Origin of the sequence: Chryseobacterium indologenes (genome assembly GCA_016025055.1) — a bacterium.
Lineage (GTDB): Bacteria > Bacteroidota > Bacteroidia > Flavobacteriales > Weeksellaceae > Chryseobacterium > Chryseobacterium indologenes.
Window position 1 is genome coordinate 3,627,347 of the sequence record CP065590.1, and the last position, 26,134, is coordinate 3,653,480.

Genomic DNA, 26,134 nt, shown 5'->3' on the forward strand with positions numbered 1-26,134 from the left:
CCACGCACCGCCATTGAATGCCACATTCTTATAGCCACTGAATAGAGCTTTTAAATTCACGCCCGAACATTAAAACTAAAAAATAATGCAGGGAGAAGACGATTTAAGAGGTTTAGCCAAAATAATGGCTTTTATGAGGGCAGTAAGTATTCTATTGGTACTGATGCACCTTTATTGGTTCTGCTACGGTTTCTTTATGGAACGTGGCTGGACGTTGGAAGTAATCAACAAAATATTAGGCAATTTCGACAGAACGGCGGGTTTATTTTCACACGCCTTATATACCAAAGCGTTCGCTTTGGTTTTGTTGGCTTTGAGTTGTTTGGGAACGAAAGGCGTAAAGAATGAGAGGATAACCTGGTCTAAAATTTACGTGGCTTTGAGAGTTGGTTTTGTGCTTTTCTTTCTGAACACACCATTGTTAAAGCTATCTCCAATAATAGGCACATTTCTGTATATCCTTACTATCTCGTTAGGTTATATCGCTTTGCTGATGGCAGGTGTATGGATGAGCCGATTGCTCCGTACCAATCTGATGGACGATGTTTTCAATAATGAGAACGAGAGCTTTCAACAGGAAACAAAGTTGATGGAAAACGAGTATTCCGTTAACCTGCCCACCAAATTTTACTACAAAGGCAAATGGAATAACGGTTGGATAAACATTGTAAATCCTTTCAGGGCATCAATCGTGTTGGGTACTCCGGGTTCAGGAAAATCGTATGCCATCGTAAACAATTACATCAAGCAACAGATTGAGAAAGGTTTTAGTATGTACATCTACGATTTTAAGTTTGATGACCTTTCCACCATTGCGTACAACCATTTGTTGAAGCATCTGGATAAATACAAAGTTCAACCCAAATTTTACGTCATCAACTTTGATGCCCCACGAAAGAGCCACCGTTGCAATCCACTTAATCCCGATTTTATGACGGACATTTCCGATGCTTACGAAGCAGCTTATACCATAATGCTGAACCTCAACCGTAGCTGGATACAGAAGCAAGGGGATTTTTTCGTGGAAAGCCCAATTATCCTATTGGCTGCCATTATTTGGTATCTGAAAATCTATGAGGACGGTAAGTATTGTACATTCCCACACGCCATTGAATTGCTGAATAAAAAGTATTCGGACGTATTTACCATTCTGACCTCATATTCCGATTTGGAAAACTATCTTTCTCCGTTTATGGATGCTTGGCAAGGTGGCGCACAAGACCAATTGCAGGGACAGATAGCATCGGCAAAAATTCCTTTGTCAAGAATGATTAGCCCGCAGTTGTATTGGGTTATGACAGGCGATGACTTTACGCTCGACATCAATAACCCAAAAGAGCCTAAAATTTTGTGCGTTGGTAATAATCCCGACCGCCAAAATATCTACTCCGCAGCATTGGGGTTATACAATTCAAGAATTGTAAAGCTCATCAACAAAAAAGGACAATTAAAGAGTTCAGTAATCATAGATGAGTTGCCCACAATTTATTTTAGGGGACTGGACAATCTTGTTGCAACTGCAAGAAGTAATAAGGTAGCTGTATGTTTGGGCTTTCAGGACTTTTCGCAATTAACAAGGGATTACGGCGACAAAGAAAGCAAGGTTATCCAAAATACAGTAGGCAATATATTTAGTGGTCAGGTGGTTGGAGAAACGGCAAAAAGCCTTTCGGAACGTTTCGGAAAAGTATTGCAGAAACGCCAAAGTATGACGATTAACAGGAATGATAAATCTACTTCCATATCCACACAATTAGATAGCCTTATTCCGGCTTCCAAAATTTCAACGCTTACACAGGGTATGTTTGTGGGTTCTGTATCCGATAATTTCGATGAGCGTATCGAGCAAAAGATTTTCAACGCTGAAATTGTCGTGGACAATGAAAAAGTTGTCGCAGAAACTAAAGCGTACCAGAAGATACCGGAAATCCTAACCTTTGCAGATGAGCAGGGCGAGGATAAGATGAAAGAACAGATTGAAAGCAATTACCGCCAGATAAAAATAGACATTGTATATATTATTAAAACCGAAATGGAGCGTATCAAAAATGACCCGAGCTTACAACATTTGGTGCAACAAGGGTAATATGAAAAAGAGCTACTTCGTAAGTATTCTCTTTCGGATGCTGATTGAATTTTAATTTATCAGAAAGAAAAGAAGATAACACGGTTACGTTTTTTTTGAGTAAAGGGTTAGATAAAGAGCATTTATAGTTATTGTAGATGTAAAAAAATAACTGTAGTTTTGCAAACTCAATGAAAAGAACAACACAAATATCTTCTCAAGTTACTCCGCCTTGATAGGCGGTTAGCAGTTCTTTTTCCCAATTTAATTTATTGGTCGCTTTGTCGCATCCGAAAGTTTCACTTTCGGCTCATTGCCTTTTCAACAATTTTAATTTTATATATATATTATGCAAAAAATCATTAATTTGTTTGACTTCAAACAAAAGGTAGATTACAAAACAGAAGTATTATCAGGTGTTACCGTAGCCTTGGCATTGGTTCCTGAAGCGGTAGCATTTGCTTTAATTGCAGGTCTTTCTCCATTAGTTGGTTTATATGCCGCCTTTATGATGGGGCTGGTTACCTCTATATTAGGCGGTCGTCCTGGAATGATTTCAGGAGCAACAGGTGCAATCGCAGTTGTCATCGTGGCTTTAGCAAAAACCCACGGTGTAGAGTACGTCTTTGCCACCGTTATCCTTGCTGGTCTTATTCAGATGTTGGCGGGATTTCTAAAATTAGGAAAGCTCATTCGATTAGTGCCACATCCTGTTATTTTTGGTTTTGTGAACGGTTTAGCGATTATCATTTTTATGTCGCAGCTCGACCAGTTTAAAGACGCTTCCGGCAATTGGCTTACGGGTTCGAATATGTATATCCTTTTGGGCTTAGTAGCTCTAACAATGCTTATCATCTGGGGTTTACCAAAATTAACCAAAGCTATTCCGGCATCTCTAACTGCTATTTTGGTCGTATTTGGACTGGTGTACTTTCTTAAATTAGACACTAAAACCGTTGGCGATATTGCGTCAATAAAAGGTGGTTTCCCCCATTTCATATTCCTTCTATTCCTTTTAATTTAGAAACACTTCAAATCATTTTTCCTTATGCCGCAATAGTTGCGGGTGTGGGACTGATTGAAAGTTTGCTTACGTTAAATATCATAGATGAAATTACTGAAACAAGAGGCTATAGTAATAGAGAAGCTGTGGCACAAGGAACCGCTAATATTTTATCTGGTTTCTTTTCAGGAATGGGCGGTTGTGCTATGCTTGGTCAGAGTTTAATCAATATTTCCAGTGGTGCAAGGGCACGGTTGTCAGGAATTATCGCTTCTGTGGCTTTGTTAATTTTTATTATGTTTGGCAGTGGTCTGATAGAAAAAGTGCCTATGGCAGCTCTTACAGGTTTGATGATAATGGTAGCTATCGGTACGTTTGAATGGGCAAGTATTCGCATCATCAATAAAATGCCACGACACGATATTTTCGTTGGTATGCTGGTCGCTCTGATTACGGTTGTTTTACATAATCTCGCATTAGCCGTATTAATCGGTGTTATCATTTCCGCTTTAGTGTTTGCTTGGGAAAGTGCAAAACGTATTCGTGCCAGAAAATATGTTGACGAAAAAGGAATAAAGCATTATGAAATTTTCGGACCGCTTTTCTTTGGTTCTACAACAGCCTTTACTGAAAAATTCGATATCCTTAATGACCCCGAAGAAGTCATTATTGATTTCAAAGAAAGTAAAGTGGTGGATATGTCTGCTATTGAAGCACTTAATGTACTGACACATCGCTACGCTAAACAAAAAAAAAAAATCCATTTACGTCATTTAAGTCAGGACTGTAGACAATTATTGAAAAATGCTGAAAGTGTTATCGAAATAAATATTATTGAAGACCCCACTTACAAAGTGATGTTGGATAAATAATTTGTTATGACACAGGAAGAAAAAGCAGAATTGCAAACTGCAATCGAGCAAAAAATAACAAAAACGAAAAAAGACATTGCGGACTACAAGGAAATGACCATACCTGTAGCCCCCGATGTTGCTATTGGAAGAATTAGTAGAATGGATGCCATTAACAATAAAAGTGTGTTGGAAGCCAGTTTACGTGAAGCCGAAAGCAAATTGATAAGATTAAAAAACGCTTTACAAAAAATCAATGATGAGAGCCTTGGTATCTGTATTAAATGCCATCAACCCATTCCTTATAAACGTATGCTCATTATCCCTGACAGCGTAAAATGTGTGGGTTGTTCTTAATAGAAACTATAGCGAAACAATATCAACTTAAAGCAAGAATGCAATTTACTGGAGTAATCGTAATTCCAAAAGTGCAGTTCGTGAATGCTTTGTATGATATTAGTAAATGCTTGAACATTCTCTATTTCTACAAACTGGATGATGCCTAAATGTAATAACAAATTTACGCTTCTCCATTTATAATTCAAACATCAAGAAGTAAAACTGAATGGATAAATATTACAATGAAACGATACAGAAACTGGAAACATCAATCAACGAATTAGAGATTGAAGCTGATTATTCTATTGAACGGATAGAAGCGATTATAGATATCATCCTTAAAAGCTTGTCTAAAATAAAGGAATATGTTTTAAATAGAGGTTTTAAAAATATTGATGAGGAAATACATTTTTTCAAACATCAGAAACCTGTCATTGTTGCAAAGCTCATTTACTATAATGCCATCTATAAAATCGAAACAAAAAAACCTAACGGAACTAAGCCTATCAGGAAATACCTCAATGAAGAATTGAACAAGCTCAAACGGTATTTCGACAACAATCTTGAATTTTATAAATACTACCGAACAAATAACTCATTTATTGATGATAAGCTATTTATCAGGGGTAAATATGATATAAAATTAAGTTTAGACACCATTTATTTTGAAACCGACCATAGATTTTCTACCATAGCCGATTACAAAGCAGCCAAGATACTGGCAAACGATTTAATACAAGTTTATATTGAAGACCAACTGAATAATAACAATCAGAAGACACCATCTAACAGTTTCTCTTTAAATTGGGAAGAGAGCAAAACAGCATTAACTGAATTGATTTACGCACTGCATTCGCAGGGTGCATTTGGCAATGCAGATATAATAGCCATCGCCAAAACATTTGAATGTACATTTAATATTAGTTTGGGCGATTTCTATCATACATTTATGGAACTTAAAGCCCGAAAAATAAACCGTACCAAATTCCTTGACAGCCTAAGAGAAAGCCTGCTTAAAAAAATGGACGAAGAGGATGAAATATAATAAACATTCTTATAAGACCCCACGAGGCAAATGAATACCTTTTGTCCGTACAATATTCTCCGAATTGTTTGCTGTTTGCTTTTGTTTCTCGACCTGCTCCGCTGGTTCTTCTTTCGTTTCCGGAGTAATAGACAACTGTATCTTCCGTTCAACGGCAGCCAGTTCCGTTTTGAGTTCACTCAATCGGTTTTCTTTAGACCACGAACCGTTTACCACTTCCTGAAGAACAGGTAAATCCTTTTGTATTTCCGCAATTTTCTTTTTTCCTGTTCGATATAGCCGGGCAACTTCTCCAGTGCATTAAGGAAGTTCATAACAGCCAGCTTTTCATCTTTGGCGATGATACCGTTGTTGTAGGTGTATTTGATATTCCCCTCGCCCTGTACCAAAAAGCGGTTTACCCGTATATCCACGCCCTCTTTTTCAGACATTTCGGTTTTGACCAATAAGGTAAAACCGTACAGGCTTCCTATTTCTTCGTACTGACCTCCGGTGCGGGCTTTGTCCGCAAGCTGGTTGAGCTTTGCACCGATTTGTTTAATATCCGCATTGGGCGGTAAGCCGTCCAATTGTACAGGATTTGCGATTGTGCCGTCCGAACGTTTTTGGATACGCCCTTGCAGATTATTCCAATCAAGGCTCATACGGTCAAAGCGGGATAGGGCTTTATCAAGTTCAGCCGTATAGTCTTCCAATTTGTACTTCGCACTATACTTTGAACGGTTAAACGCCTGTTTTTCGCTTTCTAATCCGGCAATCTGTTTTTCTAATTTGGCTTTATCCAACAGGTCGGTATTTCCCGAAAGGATAGCTACATATTCCGAAAAGTTCATTCCCGATTTTTCGTCCATACTACCCTCGTCAATGGTTCGTTTGCCGAGATTGTTATTTTTTAATTGGTCTATGAATAGCTGTTTGTTGTACAGCAGGTTAAACTTGTAGCTATCTAATGATTTTTCTACGGCATAGATAATCACATCTACCTTGTTCTCTGCAAAGAACTTGGCAATTTCATTGCCTTTTCGGACTGCCCGACCGTCCCTTTGAGCAAGGTCGCTTGGTCTCCACGGTGTGTCCAGGTGATGAACGGCAACTGCTCTTTTCTGTGCATTCACACCTGTACCCAACATACTTGTAGAACCGAACAGCACACGGATTTTACCCTCGTTCATTCCTTTGATAAGCTCCTTACGCTGCTTATCATTTTTGGCTTCCTGTATAAAACGGACTTCGTGTGCAGGGATGCCGTGGTCTTCCACGAGCTTGCGTTTGATTTCGGAGTACACATTCCATTCGCCCGACTTGTAGGTTCCTAAATCCGAAAAAACGAACTGCGTTCCTTTCTGTGCGTTGTATTGGTTATAATACTTGGCAAGGTTTGCGGCACAATGCGAAGCCTTGCTATCAGGGTGGTCATCATACGCACCGCTTACCATACGCATATCAAGCGACATTTTACGGGCATAGTCCGTAGCGATAAGCATCTTTGCTTTTTCTTCGCTTTGACTTAACGGAGGTCTGCCCAACAGTTCTGCATTTCCTGTTTTAGCAAACTCCATTAGCTTTTTAATAAAATCTTCCTGGTCGGGAGTAGGCGGTATGTTATACAATACCTCGTTCTTATTAGGTCGGTCAATACCAATATCCTTTGCCGTTCTGTAATCTGTAATTTCGGAATAGAATTGAGCCAGTTCCGGTACTTTTATAAAGTAGCGAAAACGCTCTTTTGCCACAATATTATTAGCAACCGAAAATTCATAATCGGTCGTTTTTCTTGCATAAATGGCTGCCCAGGCATCAAAAGAGTGAATACCCTGTTTTTCCATTGCCCGTGGTCGCAGGTATTTGAACAGTAGGTACAATTCCGTCAGCGAATTACTGATAGTTGTTCCCGAAAGGAAAGTTGCTCCCATATCGGCATTTGTGCGTTCCTGAATGGTACGGATAGCAAAGAGCAGGTTCAATGCCTTTTGGCTACCGTCCACATTGCCCAATCCGGCAACTCTTGTATGCCTTGTATTGAACATCAGGTTTTTGAACTGATGACTTTCATCTACGAACAAATGGTCAATACCCATCATCTTAAAATCCACTACATCATCCTTGCGGTTTTCAATATCGTGTTGCAGGGTTTTAAGTTTGACTTCGAGGTTTTCTTTCCGCTTGATTACTCCGGCGAGCATCCCTCTGGTAACTTCCTTGCCTTGCGATTGCAGTGCATCGAGGTTTCGCTCTACGCTATCCAATTCGATTTCGAGGATTTCCTTTCGTATTTCGGACGACTGCGGTATCATACCGAATTGGTCGTGTGTGAGGATTACACAATCCCAATCGTTGTTTTTAATATCCCCGAAAATCCGCAGGCGTTTTTGGGGCGTAAAATCTTCCTTGCCCGGAAACAGGATTTTGGCGTGTGGGTAAGCGGTGCGGTAGGCTTCTGCAATTTCGTGAACATTGCTTTTCAGCCCGATAATCATCGGTTTGTGTGCCAATCCCAAACGTTTCATTTCCTGTGCTGCGGTACACATTACCAACGTTTTCCCAGCACCTACTTCGTGGTCGCAGATAGCACCCTTGTTCAGCTTTATCATCCAAACGGTGTCCTTTTGGCTTGAATACAGGTCTTCAATGCCCAATGCCTTACGGTCTAAGCCCGGAAAGTCCTGATGCGTTCCGTCATAGTTTGGTCGGACAAAGCAGTTAAAAGTATCGTTGTATTGGTCGGTCAGCCTGCTTTTAAATTCATCGTTTTGAGCGTGGAGCCATTCGGTAAAGGCGGTACGGATTTCATCAATCTTGGTGTTCGCCATTTGTATGGCTTCCATATCCCGCACTTTGACCTCTTGGTCGCCAACCGTAATCTTTTTGGTAATATCAGGCGTGGTATTGACAAGGGCGTGTTTGAGCAGGGCAATCCCGTCAAACGTTCTGCTTTCAGCTTTGACAGCGTATTTCTCCCATATATGCAAATTCTTACGGTCGCACTTTACTGAAAAGTCATCGGAGCTTTCAGAATAATGAACGAGTACGTCCGTATCAAAAAGATGTGAAGCAAATCGGGCATAAATACCTGTGGGTATCCAGCGTTCGCCCAAATTAAAATCAAGTTCCTCAAATTCGATACGTCTTGGTCGGGCTTCTTCCAAAACGGTAAGGCTTGCTTTGGCTTCGGTATCAGCAGGGTTGTTTTCAATGTAGGTTCGTACTTCTTGAGCTTTCTCTACTACATTCCCTGCAATCCAGCGTTCGGCTATTTCATATTCCTTTTGTAAAGGATTGTAGTAAATACGACCGTGTAAGGCTTCTTTCAAAGCATCATCGGTCATACCGCTGATTTCGGACATATAGTCCAAATCCACGCTTCCGTATTTGTTCAGCGAAGCCGCTAACGCTTCTTCTGGATTGTCCGTTGCTATAGTTAAGGTGGAGAAACTTACCGGACGGCTGAATATATCCGCCTTATGGGTTACGCCACCAACGATACGCTCCAAATAAGGGATTTCCTTACCGGAGCTATCCGTTTTGATGAGCTTGATATTATCGGCACTGTTAAGGTTTCCATACCTTTTGACAAAGGCATCGTAAAGGCGGTTAAGGTTCTCCCTTTCTTCCTTGTGTTCGGTCTGAAACTTTGCCTCTTTATGGTAAAGGTCTTGGTAAACATCACGTACAGCAATGTACGCTTCGGCTCTTGCTTTTTGTAAGGTCGGTAACTGCAAAGGGTGGAAAACTGCCGTACCGTCTGCTATATCTACATCTTGCAGATGACCGACCCAACCATTATCCACAACAAGACAATTGTTACGGTGGTACGATTGCAGTTCGCCACTATAAGGAGCAGGTTCGGGAATAGTATTGGGAACGGCTGGCTTATTAGCTTGGCCATTCCCGTTTATTTGTGAAAACAGGTCGCCGATAGTTTCCTGTTTTTGCCGTTGGCTGACGTATTTCCATTAGTGGCTCTATTGGTAACAGGAGGCGTATAAGGTTGCGGCATCGCACTACTGAACAGGTCAGGTTGGCGACCTATTGCACCTCTTCTTTTGTTGGTGCTTTGCCTTTTAACTTGTGTCGTTCTTTTGGGCGGAGCAGTAACTATTACAGGTTCGTTCGCATTCTCAAACAGGTCGAAGATGCTTAGTTGCTTTAATTCCTGCGGACTTTCCCGATTGATTATAGGAACTGATAAAGATTGTATTTCCGGTTGAATGGTTACAGGTTCGATAACCAGAGGTGTAACCGTTGGTTCAATCGGAATTTGTATTACAGGCTCATCGTTCTGTTCGCCTTTGTATAAATTCAAATTCAGGTGCTTACCAAAATCTTCGGAAAGCATTTGTTTGAGGTCTTTGGCAATTCCCTCAATACCGTCTTTATGCGTATAGATGAGTGCAGGTTGCCCGTAAGGGTCGGTATCTAATCTGCGGTCGGTATGCACAATCCTTGTGCTGTCCTGAAAGAGCGCATTGCCCGGAGTATTATATTCTGTTTGCCTGCTTTGGCAAAACAGATCTTCCCTTTCGGTCAGACCTTGTTTTGCTGTGTTCCTTTGCAGGATAATCAGGTCGCTTCCGACTTCCGTACCTGCATATTCCGTAAATAGGTTGTTGGGGAAGCGAACAACCGAAACCAAATCATTATCCTGCATCAACGCCCTGCGTATGGGTTCATTCTTAGGACTATTCAGAATGCCCTGTGAAGTAATATAAGCCAGCAAACCGCCCTCACGGAGCATATCAGCACCTTTCAGGAAAAAGTAATTGTGTATGCTTCGGGCAGCCTGTACTTTTGCGCTATCCCTGTTTCGGGAATAGGAAAGGTCGAAAACGGAAGTATCGCCAAAGGGAATGTTACTGGCAATTACATCATAGCTGTTCTGTTCCTTTTCGGGGATTTCTTCAAAACCGCTTATACGAATATTGCTTTCGGGATAAAGCTGTTTTAAAATCTTTCCTGTCAGCAAATCCTTTTCATAAGCGGTAACATTGGCTTTTTGGTTTTCTGAAAAAGATTGAATGAATGAGCCGATACCTGCGGAGGGTTCGAGGAATTTATCAATGTTCAGACCTCTTTCACGCAAGGTTGTAGAAATCGCATCTATGACCTGTGGCGGTGTGTAAAAAGCTGTCAGCACAGAGCTTTTCATACTATCCACGTACCTGCGGTATTGCTTATCATCTTCGGAATGTTCTTTTAATAGCTGGTGGAGTTCCTGCGTAACTGGGAAAAGGTCGTGTTCTGTTTTTCTCCAATGATTGATGTCTATATCGTCCGCTATGGGATTAAGTACGAATTTAAGACCGCCAAATCCGCTATAACGCATCATTGACAGTCTTTCGCCTACAGTGGCTTGCCGTTTCTCCTTTTCCAGTTTAAAAGCAATTCGCAGGGCATCAATGTTCTGTTGGAGATGTTGCTTTTTACTGAAGCCCATTTTCCTCTATCCATATTGCAATGGTTCCGGTTATTTCGGTATAGAGCAGGTCGTACTCTGTGCTATAAGCGAAATCATCGGTTAGTTGATAGCCGGAGAAAACAGGCTCACAAACAGGGAACATTTTCAGGGCGAACGGTCGCAGTTCCTCATCTGCCATTATGGTATCAAACTCATTGCATACCACCTGAAAAACGGTATCGAATTTGGAGAAATGCAAGCCCTCAAACAGAATGTAGTTGGCTATCTCGTTGCATTGCTCAATAGCGTTTCCCGAATGAAAAGCACCTTCGTAGGCATTGGCAGCCCACGAAGAACGTTGCTCAATAAATTTTTGGTCGTTTGCCTTTTCGGGAAAGCTGGTGTTTAATAATTCTTGCAGTCGCAACCTGAAATACGATAGGTCTTTTTGCTGTACATCCATACTATTATTTGTTTTAGAATTTTACTTGAAGCCTAAAATTATAGCAGTAGATAAGAGCCTTTACAGAAGTGGCAGGGTTTGGCTTTGAGAGGCAGGATTTGGCGTAATGGGCAATAAAAAACCTCTGAATATTCAGAGGTTCGTTCTATGAGTTTTTTAAGATTTGAAGCATCCTGCCAACTTCAATATCCATTCTCGAAAAGGCAAACCATTTTTTGCCCAGGTCTTTGAGTGATGCTCCGATATGGTAGAGTTCTGTATCGTCAATTATCATAAATCGGTCGTGAGCATCGGAAAAGACCTCAACTTCTATATTCGGATATTGGCTGTTATACCGTTGTAAGTCCAGCCGTAGCTGATTGCTGATGCTTTTGGTATAGATTGTTGCGGTTACATTATTATTCCGTTTACCCAATAAAGTCAATACCGTATCATCTACATAATTATCCAGCAGGATAATGGAGGTTTTAGCACTTCGCACAATGTCGGAAACAAAGGTATAAGCATCGAAAATCTGTCCGTTGTAGAAAATACCTTTTTCGCTGTGGAGCTTGTCGCTTTCCAATGCTTTAAAAATCTCCTCAAATTTTTGGTCGGCTTGTAATTGTTTCAGTTCTATGTGGTCCAAACGATGAAATAGCGAAGCATTGCTGATAAGCATTTTTCGCATTTCTACAAAGGCATTCATAATCTCAACACTGACCTTTACGGCTACATCGCTACGCAATAATGCGGACATCATTGCCACTCCTTGTTCCGAAAATGCAAAGGGTAGCGTACGCCGACCACCTCGCCCGATGTTTGAGGTGCCAAATTGGTACTTCAAAGATTTTGCTTCTTGTTCGGCAAGCTGAAAGCAAAAAGTTTCGGGAAAGCGGTTCTCATTTCTCTTTACAACCCTGTTTAGTGCTTTCGTTTCTGCTTTATAGAGCATTGCTAAATCAGTGTCAAGAATAACTTGCTTACCTCTAATAGTATGGATAAGCGGAGCAATTTCTTTTTGGGATATGGTAATATCGGTCATCGTCTTTTTGATTTTTGATTTTCAAACTCAAAAGAGGTTGTACAATCCTCTTTCAATACGATATACGCATCGAATTTCTTTCCTGCCTTGCTTTTCATCCCTTTGATAAGTGAAGTTTTCCTTTTATTGACAAGGCTTTCAATATCAGCTATGCCTATTTGTATGCCACACACGTTGCGGAACTGAACCCAATTACAAGCCTCATCAGGACACTTCACAATTTTATCACGGATAATGAGTTGCTGGCTTTTACATTTCGGGCAAATGAGTTGTGGTAGGTTATTTTGAGCAATGGAAGTTTGCAGCAATTCATCGGTAATAGACGAAGCATAAGTTTCCATTTCTTTTTGAAATGCCCCTGCATCCGTTTCGTGGTTTTCTATTTTCTGCAATGCGAGTTCCCATTCGGCTGTCATTGCCACGTCCGCAATTTTCCGTTCTTTAACCAATTCATATACTTGCAATCCTTTTTCGGTAGGGATTAAGGATTTCTTTTCCCGTTGGATATAATTGCGGGTAAACAAGGTTTCAATTATTGCGGCTCTTGTAGCCGGAGTGCCAATACCTATATTTTGCAGGGCTTTCCTTTCGTCTTCGTTTTCAATTTCCTTGCCTGCACTTTCCATAGCCGACAAAAGCCCTGCTTCGGTATATAATACAGGTGGTTTCGTTTTCTTTTCCAAAACGGTTGCTTCCTTGATTTTGAGTTCATCGCCTTTTTTCAGTTCGGGCAAATCCTGTACAGGTTCGGTATCATCATCGGAGAAACTGCCTTTGATAGAACGCCAACCTGCTTCTATAACCTTACAACCCTTTGCCGTAAAATCATAATGCAATGCCTGTAAACTTACATCGGTTATCTCTTTGATGCAGGCTTGTGAAAGGACTTCGAGCAATCGAAAGGCAATCATATCATAAACGGAATTTTCCTTTGCGTTCAGAGCTGATGGGATTTTATCAGTAATCAATAATCCGTGGTGGTCGGTAACACGCAAATCGTTTACAATACGTTTATTAAAACGTCCCCATTTCATTTTTGATACAGCTTGCTTACAAGTTTCTCTGTCCTGCAAAGCTCTTACAAGGTTGGGTACTTCAGCCCAAACATCTTCGGGAATATATTTGCTTCCGGTACGTGGGTATGTGATAAACTTCTTTTCGTAGAGGCTTTGGGCAATATTCAGCGTTTCTTCCGCAGGAAGGTTCAGCTTTTTGTTGGCTTCTTTTTGCAATCCGGTAAGATCGAACAATAAAGGTGGTTGCTCTGTAACACTTTTGGTTTCCACCGATGTAACCGTTGCCGTTTCGTTTCGCTGAATGGCTTTCAGCGTATCATCGGCAAGTTTTTGGTCTTCCCATTTTGTTTTGGAAATGCTTTTAAAATCTATCAGTTCCTTGTTGTGCGATAACTGTATCTGCCAATATTGCTGCACCGAGAAATTTTTATTTTCCAGATAGCGTTTGCATATCAAAACCAGTGTAGGCGTTTGCACTCTTCCGAGCGAATAAATGCCATTTCCTGCGGCTATGCTCAACGCCTGTGTAGCATTGATGCCCACGAGCCAATCGGCACGGCTTCTGGCTTGTGCCGCCTGATACAATCCGTCAAATGCTGCCCCGTCTTTTAGATTATCAAAACCTTGTTTTATGGCTTTTTCGGTAAGCGAACTAATCCAAAGGCGTTCAAAGGGCTTCTTGCATTTGAGGTATTCGTAGATATAGCGAAATATCAATTCGCCCTCACGTCCTGCATCGGTAGCAACAATGATACTGCTGCTACGGTTAAAAAGCTGTTCGATGACTTTCAGTTGCTTCAATGCTCCTGTATCGGCAGTATAGCCTTTGTCTTTTTTGACCTTTCGGACGGTCAGCAAAAATGGGTTTGGGAGTATTGGCAATGATGCTTTATCAAATCCCGATATTCCGTAATCTTCGGGCATTCCCAATCCTATTAAATGACCGAATGCCCACGTAACAAAATAGCCGTTACCTGTCAGGTAGCCGTCCTTTTTATCGGATGCTCCCACAAGTCCGGCTATTTCTCTTGCTACGCTTGGTTTTTCTGCAATGATTGTTTTCATACTTGATTACCTTTTTACGCCTTTGGATTTTGCAGGAGCTTTCGGCTTTTCCTGTTGTTCCTGCTGTTGTTTGTTTTTCGGTCTTTGCTGTCCCGACTTCAAAGGCTCATTGATGTTTTTAGTTGCTTCGTTGGTCTTGCCCTCCGAATTGACGGCAGTTTGCGTTTTATGGGCTTCGGTGGGTTTTACCCTTTCTTTATATTGATTAGGAAACTCAAAGCCTGTTTTTCCGGTATCTTTGTTGAAAGTGATATAGCCATTGTACGTTTGTCCTTTCTTATCAACCAGTCCTGCCATATAAACGGTTTGTCCGGCTTTGAAATCTTTATGCTGCTCATCGGTAAGTTCTTTGCCCCTGAATGTTTTTGGAGCTTCCTGCGGCTGGCTTTGCTGATTGTTTTGTTGGTTGTTTTGGGTTTGACCATTGGTTTGAGTTTTCCTGTTGGAATTATTGCGGTCAAACAGGAACTCCACATAACGTTTGTCTGCATTGAATTGTACTGTTGCCGAAAACTCCGTTCCTTTCGTGGAAATCATACCATCTAACTTTAGGGATTTGCCCTCCATTAAAGCTTGCTTTTGCTCATCGTTCAGTTTTACGCCTTTAATTTCATCGGGAATTTTTATAAAATCTGTCCGTAAGGCAATTACATCATTGGTTAGCCTGTCTATACTGATAATGGACGGCATCAGTTCGCCCGTTTTGGAATTGGTCAGGTTAACCACACGCCCCATATTACCTGTTTCGAGCAGGTTCTTTTTGTCCTCATCGGTAAACTTGTGTCCGAAAAACTCAAAATGCAGGTTGGGTTCTTTTTTGATACCGTGTATTGCTACAATAACATTTCCATCTTCGGCTTGCTGTAAAGACAATCGGGCATCTGTGCGAAGAACAGAGCCTCCGAAATTAACGCCTATCGGCAAAAGTTCATTGGTTTTGTAACCTCGTAACAAAGGGTCAAGCAGGTTTCTTTTTTCAAGGTATTCCTTGCTTAATCCGAGGTTTTTCATTGTGTCCCAATCAATCTGCTCCGGCTTGTAGCGATACTCGCTGACTTCCGGTGTTGTTTGTGTTGTTGCCATATTATTTTGATTTTCTTGTTTCTTATCCTGTTGCAGTTCTGCTTTTACTTCGTGTTCTTTCATCACTTTTTCGCCTTCGGGAGTGGGCTTATCTACCTGATTTTGTATTTCTTGTGCTTTTTCAACTGCAATAGGTGCAGGCACTTTGAAGAATGAAAAATTGGTAGGGTTCTTTAGCTGGCTGAAGAAATTAGAGAAGAAGTTGGAAAAGAAATCACCGCTTTTGTCCACACGCATAAACTGGTTTTGGTTTTTCTTGGTGGGGTCAACGGTTTCCATTTTTCCGTTCTCGTCAATACTCTTTACGGCTTGGATTTTCATTTTTTCTTTATCCAGCACCAATAATATGTCCGATAACTGTTCGGGCATTTCCTGCTTATTTGTTGTTTCTTCGCTCATATTCTGAAAATTTTAAAAATTCACTGCCGAATGTAAAATAACCGTTGGCGGTATTGCCCGAAGTGGCACTCAAAGGCAGTCTTTGTCTTTCATTGGCGTTCATTTTGAGAGCGGGTTAAAGCTCTCTCTAATGAACTGATGTACATCAGATAGCTTGTAATACAATTTTCCGCTAATGGTATAATACGGTAGCTTACCGATGGAGCGATACCGTTGTAGGGAGCGGTTGCTGATTTTAAGCATTTGAAGTAAATCCTGGTTATCGAGCAATTCTTCGCCATCTATACTATTGCGTTTCTTTTGCAACTCATTTATATTGTCGCCCAGCATATCAAGACGACCCATCAGGCGTTCCATCCACGCCAAAAATTCCATTCTGTCAATATTCATAGGGATATACTTTAAGGGTTCATACCTATTTTTTGTCTGTCTTTAGCTTTCTGCCTTTTTCGATATAGCTTTTGCCTTTTTCCATAAGCTCCTGCACAAACTCATCACTGCTCTGTATTGCATTGGCATTGAGCATATCCTTAATTGCTCCTATGGTGTAGAAATATTGACCATATATTTTTGAATAAGCAATCTCGCCTTTGGTTCGCATACGCCACAAGGTCTTTTCACTGATATGCAGGTATTGGCATACCTCGTGGTTATTGAGCCACAGGTCATCATAGCTTTTATCTTCCTGTCTTTTCAGATAGTCGGCAATGGCATTGATACGACTGTTGAGTTGTATCCACGCTTCTTCTTCAATGGTTATTATTTTCATTGCACCGCGTTTTAAAGTTTACTATGCAAAATTGTCAAAGGTGGCAGTGTTTGTCTGCCAAGCCTTGCCAATTGGTTTGGCGTTTTTTTGAAAAATTTTACAATTAGGGAAAACCCTTGTTTAATAAGGGTTTTAGGGGATTTTGGATATTTTGTAATGAAGTTTTGAGAACATTTGCCAATTGGCAGATATGGGCAAAAAAAGCAGTACATATTGTGTACTGCTTTGAAATCACTGTATTGAAATAGTTAAAGGTCTTTATCCATATATTCTTCGAGGGATATTTTGAGCTGGTCTAAAAATGCCGTTCGGGAGCCTGCCCTTGTTTTCATTCGGTGGAAAGAGTGATGTATATCGTTTAAGCGAGTTCGGAATAGTACTTGAAAAATCAATGCTAATTTTCGGATGCCGATTTTTCCGTGTGCAATGGAATTGGAAACATAGAGAGCGTATATCAGTTCGATAAGTGCATTTTGAGAATTTGTCCACGAAATATCTTTGTGTGTATCTCCGTTTATTAAAACGGTATCGGGATTTTTTTCGGGATTTATTTTGGTAAGCAAAAAAGTATAAAGTAATTCATTCGCTATAATATGGGCTATTTTGTTATCATAATATGTAGAAAAACTAAGGTCAATTTCAAATACGCCACTCTTTAATCCATCGTGGTAATTGACTTTTCCGAGCCTGAAATAACTATGGTCACGGTCTATCCTGCCAGTCCGATAGTACCTGTAAAAATCCTCATTGCAAATACTTTCTTTGTATTCTGATTTGAGGGTTTTTAATAGGTTCTCAAAATAGCTTTGATGTATTTTGCCATTGCTAACGGGGCAGGTAGTTTCAATGCGGAAGACTTTGTTATAGTAAATGAGCTTTCCTAAGATTTGTGGTTTAATGTTCTTGAAAAAGTCAATTTCCTGCTGCTCATTTGTAAATCCATCCTGTAAAACTTTTGCTTTTATGGTACACAGCATTTCATTTAGGAACAAAGTCATTTGGTAAGCCTCTTCCGTTGTTTGCATCATTTGAGAAGAAAGTTTATCTTCCTGATGCCTAATTTGCGATAAAATTTTATTCAACACGATTTCCATAGCATAGTCTTTTAGAGGTTCTCACTATTTGTTTCGGAGTTGCAACTGTTGTTGATATGCCAAAATTTGGGAATAATATTGAAACCAATATCACAGGTTCCCCCAGTGTGGGAATTTTTTTCAAAGATTTTTCTATTAGCACTAATGAAAAAAGGGTAAAGCTCCAATGTACTTTACCCTTTTATTTTTTTATATTTGCAGTATTGATTTACAAGGTAATCGAATGAAAGCAAGTGCAGTAAGCACCATTACTAAATCGTTACCGATAGAGTTTCCCTCTCTTGTAAACTACTATTTATTAGCCACTTTGGGCTATATTAATCTTTTTAGCTAAAAAAGATAAAAATATTGTACTTTGCTTTGGCTACCATGATGGGGAGAATTGTTATAAAAAGATTATAGAATAAAAAAACGCTGAGCAAAGTCGCCCGAAAGTTTAGCATTGACGCCCGCTGCCACACGAATCCTTTCGTGTGGCATTTATTAATAATTACTTTTTGTAGGCTAGCTGAGTATAAGAACTTTTGTTGGAAAGTATAAGATTTTGCTAAAAAACAAAAGATTTATAATTTGATGCTTGGTGCATGATATCCAGCAATGTGCATTTGGTTTTTAGAAGTATAATAAAACAAACCCTGCAATTTTATAATTGCAGGGTTTGTTTATTATTTTGTCAGTATTTCCATCAGTAAGAGAATGGAAACCAGTTTTTTCGACGATTTATAATCCGGGCTTAGCTTTTCACGGATTTCGCCCAATGCTTTGCTCAGTTTGTTACTGACCGTTTTATTGCTTATTCCCAATGCTTCTGCTGTTTCATTTACCGACATATTCTTTCGTATTCGCATATCATATACTTGTTGTTCAGTTACGGGAAGTTGGCTGACCACTTCATCAATCATAGACAACAGATCTGATATTTCATTTTCCTCAAGAATTTCGAAATATTCCGAATCCGTAAGTTCTGATTCGTTGGGGATATCAAATTCGTCAATACTCAGGGTAGGAGGTGCTTTTTTGTAGTTGTTATAATAATCAAGTATACGGTAGTGAAGGTGGCGCAATAGATAGCCTCTGGCACTTTCAGAATCATCGGTTTGGATGCTATCCGTATTTTCAAGGATTTTTATCCAAAGATCCTGAAGAACTTCTTCTGCAATCTCCTTATCCTTTGTACGGACAAAAACAAAACGGTACAGACTATCCCAGTATCTTTCATACAGCAGCATAAATGCAGGGCGGTCTCCTGATTTTATTTTCTTTAATAATATGGAATCTGTCGGGCTCATAATCTGACCACAAAATTACCTAAAGGAAAATTAACTTTTTATGAACTTTGGGTGTATTAAGATTAAATATTTCTGAAAAACACCCCTTAAAAAGGAGTCCAATGTTGAGCAAATGTGAAAAACTGGAAAAATTATTAACAATTTGGGTGTAATATGAATAAAACGTTAATAATGCCTTAGGGAAGTTTTTCATTTTCACTGTCTTATAGATAGAAGTATCTGTGAATACCATGAAAGACTCTATGAAACGTTTAACCTATAAAAATATTGAATCCTTTGTTTTCAGACTTTGGGAAAGAGAAGTGACAGAAGATACCATCTCTGAAAAAGAAAGTGAACTTTTAAAACAATGGAAGTATCATACCGACCGGGATCTGGATCTCATTCATATGAAAGAATCAAAGGAAAGGGTACTCTCCGGATTAGAAAATTATTTTCCGCCAACAGCTATCATTCCTGTCAGCAGGTTTAAAAGATCTCTCTATAAAACCGCCGCAGTCATTATTCTGCTTTTGTCATTGGGAGGCATTTTTACCTATACAATGTTCATAAAACCTGATGTTTACATTGCAGGAGCCGGAAACCGTACTGTTTATCTTGAAGACGGATCTGTGGTTACGTTATTACCGGGAGCAGAACTTAAGATAGAAAAATCATTTCCTGCCTCTACCAGAGTAGTAGATTTGAAAGGAGATGCCGTATTTTCCGTAGCAAAATCAAAAATACATCCATTCATCGTCAATGCAGATGGTTTCAGTACCAAAGTATTGGGAACGATATTTAAGATTTCACAGTCCGGGAAGAAAAAAGCTGTAGATCTTTATGAAGGTAAGGTGGCGGTCTCTTCTGCAGGAACCCCGGTTTCTTACCTGAAGCCCAATCAGAAATGGACCAATTTCGGAATTGCCCATACCACAGCCATTATTTCAATGGTGCCGGATAAAAATTCAGGCAAAAAAGCTTTTGAGCTCTTGTCTTTAAGTTTTAATGATGTCCCATTAAAAGAAGTGATTACCATTCTGGAAGGAAACTACACTACAAAAATCCATTATCCCAAAGAAATGGAAGATAAGAAAATTACAGCCGATTTTACAGGAGGAACCTTCGGACAAAATATTGAATCACTGGCTTTCATACTGGGATTGGAGGTTCAGGCAAAAGATAATATCTATACTCTGAAAAAATAACAACAACCATCGAAAAAAATATAGTCAGATAATTTTAAATCAAAAGAGAACACTTACGTATGAAAAGTTTGAAATGTGGGTTTACCATAGCAGCGTTATTTTTTACTGTCGCAGCAGAAGCACAGGAGTTGGTTCAGAAAGTTTCATTTTCTGTTCCAGCCAGCAAACCGTTAATTGAAGTATTGGAAGAATTTGCAGGAAAAACCGGGATGAGACTGGCGTATTCAAAGGTAGATATAAAAGAATTGAAGGTAAAAGGAGTAAAATGTGAAAATACATCTATCAACAGCTGCCTGAAAGATATTACCAGCGGGCTTCCTGTCGTATTTCGGTTACACGGAGACCTTATTTCAATAAAATATGAAGGTTCTAATGTTTCTATATCGGGAAACGGGCGTATTGCCGGAAAAATCGTTGATGAAGTGGGGAATCCCATAGCAGGAGCTGAAGTAGGTATTGCAAACAAGACCGTACAGACGGATAATAACGGAGATTTTACGGTAGACCTTCCATCGGGAATCTATACCCTTACGGTTAAGGCTCAAAAATACAATACGCTCAGGGTTGAAAAATTATCCGTTGTCAATAAAGAAACCAATACCGTATCATTTGCTTTAAATGCTGCCTCAGACAAAATTACAGACATTAAAGAAGTGGTTGTGACGGCAACACGTAAAGCAGATACACAGGCCGGACTACTTACCCAGCAGAAAAAAGCAGCTCAGATGAGCGACGGGATTTCCGCCGAGCAGATCTCCAAAACACCGGACAGTGATGTGGGAGGAACCTTAAAAAGAGTCACAGGAATTACAACCATAGACAATAAATATGTAGTTGTACGTTCAATGGGAGAACGATGGAATACAGCAGCCATGGACGGGATTAATCTTCCCAGCACAGAAGCTTATAATCAGAACTTCTCATTTGATATCATTCCCACTGCCATGGTAGAAAGTGTCGTGGTAAGCAAATCAGCTACTCCGGATATGAATGCCAATTTTGCAGGAGGTTATGTGGAAGTGAAAACCAAAGATATTCCCAATGAGAACTTCACCACAGTAACATTAGGAACTTCGTATAATGACCAGGCAACCTTTAAAGAAGCTCTCACCCGTAAAAGAGGCAAATACGATTATTTCGGGTACGACGACGGAACAAGAGATTTTCCGAAAGGTCTGGAAGCCATCGCTATAAACAATCCTAAGATTTTCGATCAGTCTAAACAGTTTGTGAATGACAATTTTACAACATATAAGACCAGGGGAGACATGGGATCTAATATCCAGGTAGCTTTAGGACGTACCTATGCTCTCAAAAACAACAGCAAATGGGGTTTTGCAGGGGCCTTCATCATTAAAAATGAACAGAATAAACTCGATATTGATCATACGGGAAGAGGAAACTGGCTGGACACCAACAGCCCCAGAGATCCTGAAGGGAATATTACTTTTTATAATTTTAAAAACCAGGGAGCATCATACAATTACAATTCTACCGTAGCAGGAATGCTTAATTTCGGTTTACAGATTAATAAGAACAGAATTTCATTCCGTAATTCATACACCCATATTTATGATAATACACTGACAAGAATTACAGGCTGGAACGAATATACCGGCGGAAGCGGTATGGCCTCCAATGCTGAAGCTTCCTACAATTACTTTTACAATGGAATTATTCCCAATAACGATCCCTCACAGATTAAATCCTTAGATAAACCTTTTACCGGAAATACAGATTATCCTGTGTACCAGATGTTTTTGCAAAACAAATTGGAAGGAAATCATAAAATAGGAAATATGGAAATCAACTGGTTTGCAGCCAGAACCGGAGTTTCCTCCGATACCAAAGATTATACAATGCATCAGACTTTGTACAATTTTATAGGACGCGAGATTTTAAACTATCATGAGGTCAACAACTCTTCCAGTGATTTTGCAAGAGGTTACATCGCCAGTAAGGAAACTGATTACAATTATGGGGCTTCCTTCAAGTGGAGTTTTGACCGGAATACATCTAAAAATGATATAAAAATAGGCTATGCAGGAGCTTCAAAGAATAATACCAATCAACAGCAGAAATTTTTACTGAGAGTAGATGAAAAAAGAAATGTACCCAACAGTAAGATTTTACAAATGTACGGTGCTCTTGGTGATTGGTTTGACGGTTCTCATTATGCACCCGGAGGAATTGCGTGGGAAACCAGACCGTTGTATAATAATGATAAATATGAAGGAGAAGTAGAGCAGCATGCCATGTATGTGATGTTTGATAACCGTTGGAGGAACAAATTCCGCTTAGTCTGGGGGTTGAGAGCAGAATATTTCCAATATGATCTCATTTCTCAACAGATCGATTCCGGCGATGCAAGAAATGTCAATAAACCGGTGATCGACGACAAGCCGTGGCAATGGATGCCTTCTGCCAATTTTACGTACAGCCCTACCAATAAGATGAATGTGAGACTGGCGTACAACAAAACCGTTATCCGGCCACAGTTCAATGAAAGAACAGGTTTGCCCTATTTTGATCCCATAGCCAATGGCCAGATTTATAATACCTCAATGGTATCTTCTGTAGTCAATAACTATGATTTTAAGTTTGAGTGGTTTCCGGGATTGGGAGAAATATTCTCTGCAGGAATCTATTATAAAAATATTGATAACCCTATTGAGCGTGAGGGATTCATTTCCGGGGAAGGAAACCTCTATCTCTATAATGGAAATTCAAAGAATGCCAAATTGAAGGGCCTTGAAGTGGAGGTCAGAAAAAACCTGGGTTTTATTGCTCAGAATCCAATTCTGTCTCACCTTTTTGTAAGCGGGAATTTTACCTATAACAGCACCAAAGTAATCGCTTTCAAAGACAAAGAAAAAACAGGCCCTGAGGATGCTACTTACGAAGTATCGAGACCGTTGTACGGGCAGACTCCCTATGCTTATAATTTAGGATTAATGTATGATGGAGAAAGACTTGGGTTGAGTTTTCTCTATAATGCAAAAGGTGACCAGTATATCACCGTTGGGTATTCATATAACGGAGAAGAAATACAGCGTCCTTATGCAGTGGCAGATGCACAGATCTCTTATAAATTCCTTAGAAACCGGAATCTTGAAGTGAAACTGAATGTGAAAAACCTTTTTAACAGGGTTAAAGAGTATTACAACAACTTCAATTCTTATGTAGCCAAAAAGAATGGCGGGGGCAGTGATGTTCTGACAGACAGAGAATCGATGGAACTGGCGCCCGGGGCTACAGATAAGTATGATAAGAATATTGATAAAATCTTATTCCGTGCTTACAGTGGAAGAATATTCGGATTAAATGTGATTTATACATTTTAATCTTTGATACAATAACAGATAAGAGCTCTTGACAGACCTCCACAGGTTTCGGAATCCTGAATATGAGCCGGATACATACTGATGAAGCGCACATCAGTACCGGATCAGCAAACAACCGGCCACTACTGTCTTTCCCGGACAATGGTGGATGCACAGGGAACGCAGGCAGATCAGCTCCTCATGAAATGCCTGGCGTACATAAAAACCAAATCGCAGGAATATAGAGGCAGGTATTTCTGAATATTAAAAACTTCCGGTATTACAAAACAACAACCGGATGCAACAAAAATTATAACAATGAAAAGATTAACTCTAATTGCAGCTGCTGCATTATCCCTTACTGCTTGTCAACATGATAACCTTGCAGATTCTTCTACACCGTTCGAAATGAAGCCTACTTCAGCTGAATACCTTACAGCTTCTTCACTTCCTGTTACTAAAGTGAGTGGTCCCATTACTTCCAACACAACGTGGAGCGGAGTGATCGAGATTGATGGTACTGTAGCTGTGAAAAACGGAGCAACACTTACCATCCAGCCGGGAACCTTCATCAAAGCTAAGCCAAACGCTGCCGGAGAAGGTTCAGGAATTCTTGTGATTACTAAAACAGGTAAGATCAATGCTACAGGTACAGAGTCTCAGCCAATTGTTTTTACAAGTTATAGACTTTTAGATGGAGATGAAGATACTACAGCAAGTCCGGGAGATTTCGGAGGTGTAATTCTTCTTGGTGATGCTCCTACCAACGTACCTGCTACGACAACTATTGAAGGTCTTACAGGAAGTGATTATTATTTCGGAGGTTCAAATCCTTCTCATAATGCAGGAATTTTTGAAATATGTACGTATCGAATTCGCAGGATATGATTTCGTAGGGGCAAACTCCGGTAACGAAGTAAACGCTTTATCTTTAGGAGGTGTTGGAAACGGAACCACTTTAGATCATATCCAGGTATCTTACGGTCAGGATGATTCTTTCGAATTCTTCGGAGGTACCGTAAATGCTACCAACTTAATCTCTTTCGCTGCTGAAGATGATAACTTTGATTTCGATAACGGATATACAGGAACGATTACTTGTGCTCTTTCTTTAGCTGATTACAATTCAGCACACACAGTAAGCGGTGGAAGCCCTGATTCTAATGGTATCGAGCTTGATAACAATGCTACAGGTACATCTACTGCCTTGATTACAAACCCTGTGATCAACAATCTTACCATCGTAGGACCAAAATTTGGTGCAGCAGGACAAGGTGCCGCTTATGAAAACGGGATCCACATCAGAAGATACGGTAAATTAACGTTAAATGACGTTGTTGTGACAGGATATCCTACAGGAATCAGAGTAGAAGGTACAGGATCTGAGCTTTCTGCAGCTTCTAACTTAGGCTCAATCAAAGTTCATGGCTTTACAACTTCTGTAATGGGAGCAGGTACAGCAGGAATTCCTGTTGCTAATCTTCTTACGGGAACTACCGCTGCATCTTGGGGCATGAGCCAGCCATTCTTTAACGAAGGAAGCTGGAATGTATCGCCAAGAAACTGTGGAAACTTCCAAGGGATCTGGACAAAATACAATTTTGCCATTGTAGAGTAAAAAAATTAAGCAGGGAACAGCATATGCTGATTCCTTGCTTTTCTATTTAAAAATCTAATGTAAGTATTATGAAAAAAATAATTTTATCATCTGTCCTGTTTTTAACTCAGCTGGCTACAGCACAAACCATGGTGTGGGGGAATACTTTTGATACTCCGGCTGATCTTCAGGGATGGTCTTTCCATGATTTGAATAACAATAACAACGGATGGATTCAGGGGCAGAATATTTATCACAACGGAACAGATATGGTATATGGTGCTGCCGGTGTCCTTCGTCATTCAATAAGTCTCTTACCAAACGGAAGTGCGGCAGGATTTACTACGGAAAATGACTGGATCATTTCTCCTCCTATTGATCTGACAAATGCCGGTGGAGTAGTTACTCTTGTTGCTTCTATCGGAAGACAGAGAACGACTCACACTATCGTGGGACGTGATCTGTATATCTTCGTAAGTACACCTCAAAAAGAAGTTCCTGCACTGTCTGATTTCCAGGCAATGACGGTAGACGGATCTGGAAATGATCTTCCAAGTCCTTACAAAATACAGGTAGGAGGCTCTACGAATCCTTTCCCTGCCGACCTTACTCAATTTGTAGAGAATCAGGTGGATCTTTCCGCTTTTGCAGGGAAGAAAATTTATATCGGAATGTGGTCAAACAGAAAGCCTTCCGGTAATAATATTCAAAATATCAATATTGATGAAATGGCTATTTATGCCACAGCATTTTTAGGAACAAAGGATGTAAAAAAGAATAAAAATTTAACACAGATAGCAGAAAATCCGGTAAAAGAAACTTTGAAATTAAAGCTTAATCCGGCCTTTAAAGAAAGTACAGCGATCGTAGCCATTTACAATGCTGCAGGGCAGAAAGTCATTAATGTTCAATATGCTCAATCTATTCATATCGGAGAATTGTCTGCGGGAAGTTACATCGCAGAAATTACCGATGGGAACACCGTTGAACGTTTGAAATTTATTAAAAAATAATCAATTAAGTCAGGTAAATCAATTATTACCGGGAATCCCTGATTGTCAATATATAAAATGGATAGCCCCCAAAAAAAGGTGATCCGAAGCATATCCGACTAGTTTTTTTATAAT

General features: G+C 39.9%; 15 protein-coding genes and 3 pseudogenes. 9 read left to right on the forward strand and 9 right to left on the reverse strand.

The genetic code is table 11. The features are described 5' to 3' along the window. The first annotated feature begins 85 nt into the window (after positions 1–85). The 4 genes and pseudogenes from H3Z85_16710 (at position 86) to H3Z85_16725 (ending at position 5,303) form a co-directional block, all read left to right on the forward strand. Complete coding sequence (locus H3Z85_16710; GenBank protein QPQ50988.1) at positions 86–2,086, forward strand: YWFCY domain-containing protein; 2,001 nt, start codon at positions 86–88, stop codon at positions 2,084–2,086. A gap of 328 nt (positions 2,087–2,414) precedes the next feature. After that, a pseudogene (locus tag H3Z85_16715) lies at positions 2,415–3,940 on the forward strand (SulP family inorganic anion transporter). A gap of 6 nt (positions 3,941–3,946) precedes the next feature. Then, positions 3,947–4,276: a TraR/DksA C4-type zinc finger protein gene (locus H3Z85_16720; protein ID QPQ50989.1), complete on the forward strand. Its 330-nt coding sequence runs from the start codon at positions 3,947–3,949 to the stop codon at positions 4,274–4,276. Between the two features lie 208 nt (positions 4,277–4,484). Continuing rightward, entirely contained in the window at positions 4,485–5,303 is an 819-nt protein-coding gene (locus H3Z85_16725) for an RteC domain-containing protein (protein ID QPQ50990.1), read from the forward strand. A 9-nt stretch (positions 5,304–5,312) separates the two neighbouring features. Here H3Z85_16725 and H3Z85_16730 read toward each other — a convergent pair. From H3Z85_16730 to H3Z85_16770, 9 genes and pseudogenes are all read right to left on the reverse strand, one after another. Next, positions 5,313–10,737: pseudogene (locus tag H3Z85_16730) on the reverse strand (N-6 DNA methylase). After that, the gene (locus H3Z85_16735; GenBank protein ID QPQ50991.1) at positions 10,724–11,161 is read right to left on the reverse strand and encodes a DUF1896 domain-containing protein; all 438 of its coding nucleotides are present in this window, start codon (positions 11,159–11,161) and stop codon (positions 10,724–10,726) included. The pseudogene H3Z85_16730 and the gene H3Z85_16735 overlap by 14 nt, the downstream one beginning before the upstream one ends. Before the next feature lie 145 nt (positions 11,162–11,306). After that, on the reverse strand, positions 11,307–12,185 hold the full coding sequence (locus tag H3Z85_16740; protein ID QPQ50992.1) for an ORF6N domain-containing protein: 879 nt from the start codon (positions 12,183–12,185) through the stop codon (positions 11,307–11,309). Continuing rightward, entirely contained in the window at positions 12,182–14,266 is a 2,085-nt protein-coding gene (locus tag H3Z85_16745; protein QPQ50993.1) for a DNA topoisomerase 3, read from the reverse strand. The genes H3Z85_16740 and H3Z85_16745 overlap by 4 nt, the downstream gene beginning before the upstream one ends. Before the next feature lie 6 nt (positions 14,267–14,272). After that, positions 14,273–15,748 (reverse strand): DUF4099 domain-containing protein, encoded by a 1,476-nt coding sequence (locus H3Z85_16750; protein ID QPQ50994.1) that lies wholly within the window; start codon positions 15,746–15,748, stop codon positions 14,273–14,275. A gap of 99 nt (positions 15,749–15,847) precedes the next feature. Then, positions 15,848–16,138 carry a helix-turn-helix domain-containing protein gene (locus tag H3Z85_16755; GenBank protein QPQ50995.1) on the reverse strand — a complete coding sequence of 97 codons (291 nt, stop codon included), beginning with the start codon at positions 16,136–16,138 and terminating at the stop codon, positions 15,848–15,850. 25 nt (positions 16,139–16,163) lie between these two features. Next, positions 16,164–16,517: a helix-turn-helix domain-containing protein gene (locus H3Z85_16760; GenBank protein QPQ50996.1), complete on the reverse strand. Its 354-nt coding sequence runs from the start codon at positions 16,515–16,517 to the stop codon at positions 16,164–16,166. A 248-nt stretch (positions 16,518–16,765) separates the two neighbouring features. Continuing rightward, entirely contained in the window at positions 16,766–17,611 is an 846-nt protein-coding gene (locus H3Z85_16765; GenBank protein QPQ50997.1) for an RteC domain-containing protein, read from the reverse strand. Positions 17,612–18,276: 665 nt separating this feature from the next. Further along, complete coding sequence (locus tag H3Z85_16770) at positions 18,277–18,900, reverse strand: sigma-70 family RNA polymerase sigma factor (GenBank protein ID QPQ50998.1); 624 nt, start codon at positions 18,898–18,900, stop codon at positions 18,277–18,279. A 230-nt stretch (positions 18,901–19,130) separates the two neighbouring features. Here H3Z85_16770 and H3Z85_16775 point away from each other — a divergent pair, with 230 nt between their 5' ends. From H3Z85_16775 to H3Z85_16795, 5 genes and pseudogenes are all read left to right on the forward strand, one after another. After that, positions 19,131–20,087, forward strand: a complete 957-nt coding sequence (locus H3Z85_16775; GenBank protein ID QPQ50999.1) for a FecR family protein — start codon at positions 19,131–19,133, stop codon at positions 20,085–20,087. Positions 20,088–20,146: 59 nt separating this feature from the next. Then, positions 20,147–23,431 carry a TonB-dependent receptor gene (locus tag H3Z85_16780; protein QPQ51000.1) on the forward strand — a complete coding sequence of 1,095 codons (3,285 nt, stop codon included), beginning with the start codon at positions 20,147–20,149 and terminating at the stop codon, positions 23,429–23,431. A gap of 81 nt (positions 23,432–23,512) precedes the next feature. Continuing rightward, the gene (locus tag H3Z85_16785; GenBank protein ID QPQ51001.1) at positions 23,513–23,671 is read left to right on the forward strand and encodes a hypothetical protein; all 159 of its coding nucleotides are present in this window, start codon (positions 23,513–23,515) and stop codon (positions 23,669–23,671) included. Positions 23,672–23,728: 57 nt separating this feature from the next. Continuing rightward, a pseudogene (locus H3Z85_16790) lies at positions 23,729–25,028 on the forward strand (hypothetical protein). Between the two features lie 68 nt (positions 25,029–25,096). Continuing rightward, entirely contained in the window at positions 25,097–26,020 is a 924-nt protein-coding gene (locus H3Z85_16795) for a T9SS type A sorting domain-containing protein (protein ID QPQ51002.1), read from the forward strand. Positions 26,021–26,134: the final 114 nt, after the last annotated feature.